Annotated in this window: 4 protein-coding genes; all 4 read right to left on the bottom strand. The window is 35.4% G+C overall.

Annotation, left to right across the window (positions count from 1 at the left end; all coding sequences use genetic code 11):
- On the bottom strand, positions 1 to 3,821 hold a 3,821-nt coding region (rpoC, locus tag ACH2BP_RS11080), incomplete at its 3' end, for a DNA-directed RNA polymerase subunit beta' (RefSeq protein ID WP_395059869.1).
- Between the two features lie 232 nt (positions 3,822 to 4,053).
- Entirely contained in the window at positions 4,054 to 7,866 is a 3,813-nt protein-coding gene (gene rpoB, locus ACH2BP_RS11075; RefSeq protein WP_395059867.1) for a DNA-directed RNA polymerase subunit beta, read from the bottom strand.
- Between the two features lie 264 nt (positions 7,867 to 8,130).
- A complete protein-coding gene (rplL, locus tag ACH2BP_RS11070; protein WP_395059865.1) occupies positions 8,131 to 8,499 on the bottom strand; it encodes a 50S ribosomal protein L7/L12 in 369 nt (122 codons plus the stop codon).
- Between the two features lie 52 nt (positions 8,500 to 8,551).
- Positions 8,552 to 9,052 (bottom strand): 50S ribosomal protein L10, encoded by a 501-nt coding sequence (gene rplJ / locus ACH2BP_RS11065; protein ID WP_395059871.1) that lies wholly within the window; start codon positions 9,050 to 9,052, stop codon positions 8,552 to 8,554.
- Positions 9,053 to 9,062: the final 10 nt, after the last annotated feature.

The following is a 9,062-nucleotide window of genomic DNA, read 5'->3' as shown; positions in this document are numbered from 1 at the left end:
TTACGCATCATTTGACGTATTACTACTTCAAAGTGTTTGTCGTTTATTTTTACCCCTTGCAAACGGTATACTTCTTGAATTTCATTAACCAAATACTGCTGTACAGCTGCTGGCCCTTGAATTCTTAAGATATCGTCTGGCGTAATTGCACCATCGGATAAAGGAACACCTGCTCTTACGAAGTCATTTTCTTGAACAAGAATTTGACTAGATAATTTAACTAAGTATTTCTTGATTTCACCAAATTTAGATTCGATAATAATCTCACGGTTACCTCTTTTAATTTTTCCAAACGAGACAACACCATCAATTTCCGAAACTACTGCTGGGTTTGAAGGATTACGAGCTTCTAACAACTCGGTAATTCTTGGTAAACCTCCTGTAATATCTCCTGTTTTTGATGAACGACGTGGTATTTTTACTAAAATCTTACCTGCTTTAATTTTCTCACCATCATTTACCATAAGGTGGGCACCTACTGGTAAGTTGTACGAACGAATAAGTTCGCCATCTTTACCATAAACCAATAAAGTAGGGATTAATTTTTTATTTCTTCCTTCAGAAATTACTTTTTCTTGGAAACCGGTTTGCTCATCGATTTCGACCATGAACGATTGTCCTTGTTCTAAATCTTCGTAAGCAATTTTTCCAGTAAATTCAGAAACAATAACTCCATTATATGGATCCCATTTACAAATAACATCTCCTTTTGCAACAACTTGTGCATCAGTTACAAAAATACTTGAACCGTAAGGAATATTGTTTGTAGCAAGAAGAATTCCTGTTTTTTGGTCGATTAATTTCATTTCAGTAGAACGAGAAATAACAATATCGACAGCATTACCGTCAGTATCTTCTCCTTTTACTGTTTTTAAATCTTCGATTTCTAAACGTCCTGCAAATTTTGCAACAATGCTAGATTCTTCAGAAATACCACCCGCAACCCCTCCAACGTGGAAAGTACGAAGTGTAAGCTGTGTTCCTGGTTCTCCAATAGATTGTGCTGCAATTACTCCAACTGCTTCACCTCTTTGAGTCATTTTTCCAGTAGCTAAGTTACGTCCGTAACATTTAGCACAGATTCCTTTCGTAGCCTCACAAACAAGCGGAGAACGTACTTCTACTTTCTCTACTGGTGAAGCTTCAATAACTTTCATTATTGCTTCGGTAATTTGCTCACCTGCGTGAACTAATATATCGTTAGTTAAAGGATTTACAATGTCTTGTAAAACAACACGTCCTAAAATTCTTTCTCCTAAAGTTTCAACAATTTCTTCATTTTTCTTTAATGCAGAAACTTCTACACCTCTTAAAGTACCACAATCTTCGATGTTTACAATTACGTCTTGAGAAACGTCATGTAATCTACGAGTTAAGTAACCCGCATCCGCCGTTTTAAGGGCAGTATCGGCAAGTCCTTTACGAGCACCGTGAGTAGAAATAAAGTACTCAAGGATAGAAAGACCTTCTTTAAAGTTAGAAAGAATCGGGTTTTCAATAATTTCACCACCACCAGCGGTTGATTTTTTTGGCTTAGCCATCAAACCACGCATACCAGTTAACTGACGAATTTGTTCTTTAGATCCCCTTGCTCCAGAGTCAAGCATCATATATACCGAGTTGAAACCTTGTTGGTCTTCACGGATATTTTTCATTGCCAATTCTGTTAATTGTGCATTGGCAGAAGTCCAAATATCAATTACCTGATTGTAACGTTCGTTATTGGTAATAAGACCCATGTTATAGTTTCCAGAAATTCCTTCGACTTGTGCTCTTGCATCGGCAATAAGCTGCGTTTTTTGTTCTGGAATTCTAATATCACCAAGAGAGAATGACAATCCACCTTTGAAGGCAAATTTGTAACCCATATCTTTAATGTTATCAAGGAAAGCTGCCGTTGTAGGAACATTTGTTACTGCAAGGATTTTTCCAATAATATCACGTAAGTTTTTCTTAGTTAATACATCATTTATATAACCTGCTGCTTCTGGTACTACTTCATTAAATAATACACGACCTGCAGTGGTTTGGATAATTTTATTTACTAATTCTCCTTCTTCGTTGAAATCTTTTGCTCTAATTTTAACACGCGCATTTAATTCTAATCTTCCTTCGTTTAAAGCAATATTTACCTCTTCGGCAGAATAGAAAACTAAATCTTGTCCTAAAATAATATGTTCAGGAGTAGAGATACGTTCTTTGGTCATATAATATAGACCCAAAACCATATCCTGAGAAGGTACAGTAACTGGTGCACCATTTGCTGGATTTAAGATATTGTGCGAAGCCAACATTAATAATTGTGCTTCTAAAATAGCTTCTGGTCCTAATGGTAAGTGAACCGCCATCTGATCCCCATCAAAATCCGCATTAAATGCAGTACAAACTAAAGGGTGCAATTGAATCGCTTTACCTTCAATTAATTTTGGTTGGAATGCTTGGATACCTAATCTGTGCAAAGTAGGAGCACGATTCAGTAAAACTGGGTGACCTTTAATTACATTTTCAAGAATATCCCAAACTACTGGTTCTTTTTTGTCTATTATTTTCTTTGCAGATTTAACAGTTTTTACAATTCCACGCTCTATCAATTTACGGATAACGAATGGCTTGTATAATTCGGCTGCCATATCTTTTGGGATACCGCATTCGAACAATTTCAATTCAGGACCAACAACAATTACCGAACGAGCAGAATAATCCACACGTTTTCCAAGTAAGTTTTGACGGAAACGTCCTTGCTTACCTTTTAATGAATCTGATAATGATTTTAATGGTCTGTTTGATTCAGTTTTAACTGCAGATGCTTTACGAGTATTATCGAAAAGTGAATCTACAGATTCTTGCAACATACGTTTTTCGTTTCTCAAGATAACTTCTGGAGCTTTAATCTCCATTAATCTTTTCAAACGGTTGTTACGTATAATCACACGACGGTATAAATCATTTAAATCTGAAGTTGCAAAACGACCACCATCAAGTGGAACAAGTGGACGTAATTCTGGTGGAATAACAGGAACAACTTTCATAATCATCCATTCTGGACGGTTTTCACGGTTCAAGTTAGACTCACGGAAAGATTCAACAACTTGTAATCTTTTTAATGCTTCGGTTTTTCTTTGTTTTGATGTTTCGTTGTTAGCTGAGTGACGCAATTGATAAGACAACTGATCAAGGTCGATTCGAGCTAATAAATCCATAATACACTCTGCTCCCATTTTGGCAACAAATTTATTAGGATCAAAATCATCAAGATATTGATTATCTGCTGGCAAAGTATCAAGAATATTTAAGTATTCTTCTTCTGTTAAGAAATCTAATCTTTTGATAGATTCTCCCTCTGCATTTTGAGCAATACCTGCTTGAATTACTACGTATCTTTCGTAGTAAATAATCATATCTAATTTCTTAGATGGCAAACCTAATATATAACCAATTTTGTTTGGAAGTGAACGGAAATACCAGATATGAGCGATTGGCACAACAAGATTGATGTGTCCTACTCTATCACGACGTACTTTTTTTTCAGTAACTTCTACTCCACAACGATCACAAACGATTCCTTTGTATCGGATTCTTTTGTATTTTCCACAAGCACATTCGAAATCTTTTACTGGTCCGAAAATTCTTTCGCAGAAAAGACCATCACGTTCTGGTTTGTGCGTTCTGTAGTTGATAGTTTCTGGCTTCAAAACTTCTCCTCTTGACTCTGCCAAGATAGATTCTGGTGAAGCTAATCCTATCGAGATTTTATTGAATCTTTTTACTGGATTCTTATCTCTATTATTGTTGTTACTAGTATTATTTCTATTATTCATCATAGTTTTTACTATTGATTTATTTGCAATTAAAAATTGATTTTAGATTAATGATTAAATTCATTTCCTCTATTACCTCGGATTACTTCTCTAAACTTCAAATAAATTTTGAAGTGCTAATTATTAAGTATTAATAAAAAATCGGAACGGATTACGGGTATAAATCCTAAAAACCTTTATAAATGCCAAAGTAGAGACGTTGCAATGAACGTCTCTACTAGTGACAAATTATTATTTATTCTTCTAAACGAATGTCTAATCCAAGACCTTTTAGTTCATGCATTAATACATTGAACGATTCTGGTAATCCTGGTTCTGGCATAGATTCTCCCTTAACGATAGCTTCGTAAGTTTTTGCTCTACCAATAACATCATCAGATTTTACTGTCAAAATTTCACGTAGTGTACTTGACGCTCCATAAGCTTCAAGTGCCCAAACCTCCATTTCTCCAAAACGCTGACCTCCAAATTGAGCTTTACCACCCAATGGTTGTTGTGTAATAAGTGAGTATGGCCCGATAGAACGTGCGTGCATTTTGTCATCAACCATGTGTCCAAGTTTCAACATATAGATAACTCCAACTGTTGCTGCTTGGTGGAAACGTTCTCCTGTACCACCATCATAAAGATGTGTATGTCCGAAACGTGGCACTCCAGCTTCGTCAGTGATTTCGTTGATTTGATCTAAAGATGCTCCGTCGAAAATTGGTGTTGCATATTTGCGTCCCAAGTTTTGTCCTGCCCATCCTAGAACGGTTTCGTAAATCTGACCAATGTTCATACGAGAAGGTACTCCAAGTGGATTCAATACGATATCTACTGGTGTTCCGTCTTCAAGGAAAGGCATGTCTTCGTGACGTACTATACGTGCAACGATTCCTTTATTTCCGTGACGACCCGCCATTTTATCTCCAACTTTCAACTTACGTTTTTTGGCGATATAAACTTTGGCTAATTTCAAGATTCCAGCTGGCAATTCATCTCCAACCGTAATCGTAAATTTCTCTCTACGCAATGCTCCTTGAAGGTCGTTTAACTTAATTTTGTAATTATGGATTAAGTCATTCACCATTTTATTGGTTTCATCGTCAGCAACCCATTGTCCTCTTGTTAAGTGAGCGAAATCTTCTACCGCATATAACATTTTTTGAGTGTATTTTTTACCTTTTGGTAAAACTTCTTCACCCAAATCGTTCATTACACCTTGCGATGTTTTTCCGTTTACGATTGTAAATAATTTTTCAACTAATTTGTCTTTTAATTCAACAAATTTAGTTTCAAACTCCATTTCAAGTTCAGATAAAGCGTCTTTGTCTTGTGTACGTTTACGCTTATCTTTTACTGCTCTTGCAAATAATTTTTTATCAAGAACTACACCGTGAAGTGATGGAGAAGCTTTTAATGAAGCGTCTTTTACATCACCAGCTTTATCTCCGAAGATTGCACGAAGCAATTTCTCTTCTGGAGTTGGATCTGATTCTCCTTTAGGTGTAATTTTCCCAATTAGAATGTCACCAGGTTTAACTTCGGCACCAATTCTAATCATTCCATTTTCATCTAAATCTTTAGTAGCTTCTTCAGAAACATTAGGAATATCATTAGTTAACTCCTCGTTACCTAATTTTGTATCTCTAACTTCTAATGAATAATCATCTACGTGGATTGATGTAAATATATCATCACGAACTACTTTTTCAGAAATTACAATTGCATCCTCGAAGTTATACCCTTTCCAAGGCATAAATGCTACTTTTAAGTTACGACCTAAAGCTAACTCTCCGTTTTGCGTTGCATATCCTTCACAAAGTACTTGACCTTTTATTACTTTATCACCTTTTCTTACGATAGGCTTTAAGTTGATAGAAGTTCCTTGATTCGTTTTTCTAAATTTAATTAACTGGTATGTTTTCTCATCAGATTCGAAACTTACTGCTCTTTCGGCATCCGTTCTATCGTATTTGATAGTAATCATATCGGCATCAACATATTCTACAACTCCAGCTCCTTCAGCATTTATTAATACTCTAGAATCTGAGGCTACTTGACGCTCTAAACCAGTACCAACAATTGGTGCTTCAGGGCGAATAAGTGGAACAGCTTGACGCATCATGTTAGATCCCATCAAGGCTCTATTCGCATCATCATGTTCCAAGAAAGGAATTAATGAAGCTGAGATAGATGCAATTTGATTAGGAGCAACATCAGTATAATGAACAGCCGTTGGATCGATTACTGGGAAATCACCTTCTTGACGGGCAATAACGTTATCAGCAGTAATTTTACCAGTTTCATCCATTTGAATGTTTGCTTGTGCAATTAACTGACCTTCTTCTTCTTCAGCACTCAAATAAACTGGTGTAGAAGTTAAATCTACAACACCATTTGTTACTTTACGGTAAGGAGTTTCGATGAAACCCATTCCGTTTACTTTTGCATAAACACCTAAAGATGAAATCAATCCAATGTTTGGTCCCTCAGGAGTTTCAATTGGACAAAGTCTTCCGTAGTGAGTGTAGTGAACGTCACGCACCTCAAAACCAGCTCTTTCACGGGAAAGACCACCTGGTCCTAGGGCAGATAAACGACGCTTGTGCGTTATTTCAGCTAATGGATTCGTTTGATCCATAAATTGAGACAACTGGTTTGTACCAAAGAAAGAGTTGATTACCGATGACAATGTTTTAGCATTAATCAAATCGATAGGTGTAAACACCTCGTTATCTCTAACGTTCATTCTCTCACGAATGGTTCTTGCCATACGAGCCAAACCAACGCCAAATTGCTGTGATAATTGCTCACCTACAGTTCTTACACGACGGTTTGATAAGTGATCAATATCATCAATATCTGCTTTCGCATTGATAAGTTCGATCAAATATTTCACTATGGTAATGATATCTTCTTTGGTAAGCACTTGCTTTTCCATTGGGGTATCAAGACCTAATTTTTTGTTTATTCTATAACGACCTACTTCACCTAAGTTGTAACGTTGGTCAGAGAAGAATAATTTATCTATAATACCACGAGCAGTTTCTTCATCAGGCGGTTCTGCGTTACGCAATTGTCTGTAGATATGCTCGACAGCTTCTTTTTCAGAGTTTGTTGGATCTTTTTGTAATGTATTGTGAATGATTGAATAATCGACAACATTATTATCCTCCTTGTGTAACAAGATAGATTTCACGTTAGATTCTACAATTTCTTCTACATTATCCTTATCTAAAATCGTATCACGATCTAAAATGATTTCATTTCTTTCGATAGAAACTACTTCACCAGTATCTTCGTCTACGAAATCCTCGTGCCATGTATTTAATACACGTGCAGCAAGTTTTCGTCCAATATATTTTTTAAGTCCTGATTTAGAAACTTTAATTTCTTCGGCAAGGTCAAAAATCTCAAGGATATCTTTATCACTTTGGAAACCGATTGCACGGAATAAAGTGGTAACAGGTAATTTTTTCTTTCTATCGATATAAGCATACATGACGCTGTTAATATCGGTAGCAAACTCTATCCATGATCCTTTGAAAGGGATTACACGAGCAGAATATAATTTTGTTCCATTTGCATGGAATGATTGTCCGAAGAAAACACCAGGAGAACGGTGAAGTTGAGAAACAACAACACGTTCTGCACCATTAATAACGAAAGTTCCGCTAGGTGTCATATAAGGAATAGTTCCAAGATATACATCTTGTACTATAGTTTCAAAATCTTCATGTTCTGGATCTGTACAATATAGTTTCAAACGTGCTTTTAGTGGCACACTATAAGTAAGACCTCTTTCTATACATTCTTGAATTGTATAACGAGGTGGGTCTACAAAATAATCAATAAACTCCAATACAAAGTTATTTCTAGTATCTGTAATTGGAAAGTTTTCCATGAAGGTATTGTAAAGCCCTTCGTTGCCTCTTTCGTCTGATTTCGTTTCTAATTGAAAGAAATCTTGAAAAGATTTAACCTGAACATCTAGAAAATCTGGATATGCAGGAATATTTTTTGTAGAGGCAAAATTCAATCTTTCGGTCTGATTTGTTATCATCAATGGACAAAATTTTGATTAAAAAAAAGTAATTGTTTGTGTATAAAACACTGTATAATCTGTACTTTTCCTTTTTAAAACAATACATCTTTAAAAATAAACCAGGAAAATATAGTTGATTTTTTTCTTCGTATTGATTAAAAGCTTTTTCGTATTCTAAACTATTTTATAATAAAACTTGATATAATTTTATTATACGAAAAATGGTTTAGGTCATTGGGCATCATACCCAAGACCTAAACCTAATTCAAAAACTAAGTTGAACTATTTAAGCTCAACAACAGCTCCTGCTTCTTCTAAAGATTTTTTAAGACCTTCAGCCTCATCTTTAGTAACACCTTCTTTTACATTAGATGGTGCAGCATCAACTAAATCTTTAGCTTCTTTAAGACCTAAACCTGTTAGTTCTTTAACCGCTTTTACAACTGCTAATTTAGAAGCACCAGCTTCCTTAAGAACAACTGTAAATTCAGTTTGAGCTTCTTCAGCAGCGTCTCCACCACCTGTTTGCATAACTACTGCAGCTGCTGCTGGTTCGATACCGTACTCGTCTTTTAATATTGTTGCTAAATCATTAACTTCTTTTACAGTTAAGTTAACTAATTGTTCTGCGAATTGTTTCAAATCTGCCATTTGTACTATCTTTAAATGATTTGTAATTTATTTTAATTTATTGTGCGCTAATTTATTCTGCTGCTTCGCCATTAGATTCTGCATGGTTTAATAATGCAGCGATCACGCGCTTAGCAGGAGATTGAAGTAATCCGATAATTTCACCGATAACTTCGTCTCTTGATTTAAGGTTTACTAACGAGTCAAGTAAATTGTCACCAATATAAATTTCGTCGTTAATGTAAGCTCCTTTTAAAAGAGGTTTGTCTGATTTTTTACGGAAGTCTTTGATGATTTTTGCTGGACCATTAGCCACATCTGCAATAAAAATCGAAGAATTTCCTTTTAAAGTCAATGGTAAATCACCAAAGTTTTTATCAGATGCTTCCATTGCTTTTACAAGCAAGGTGTTTTTTACAACTTCTAATTTGATACCTGCTTTAAAACAAGCTCTTCTTAGGTTTGAAGTAGTTTCTGCATTTAATCCAGAAATATCTGCTACATATAAAATGTTTGTACCAGCTAACTGTGCAGTTAAATCTCCAATAGCGATTGATTTTTCTTCTCTTGTCATATCAATTATA

The organism is Flavobacterium sp. (assembly GCF_043756175.1).
Taxonomy (GTDB): domain Bacteria; phylum Bacteroidota; class Bacteroidia; order Flavobacteriales; family Flavobacteriaceae; genus Flavobacterium.
The sequence above is the reverse complement of the archived record's forward strand: the minus strand, read 5'-3'. Positions and strand labels throughout refer to the sequence as shown.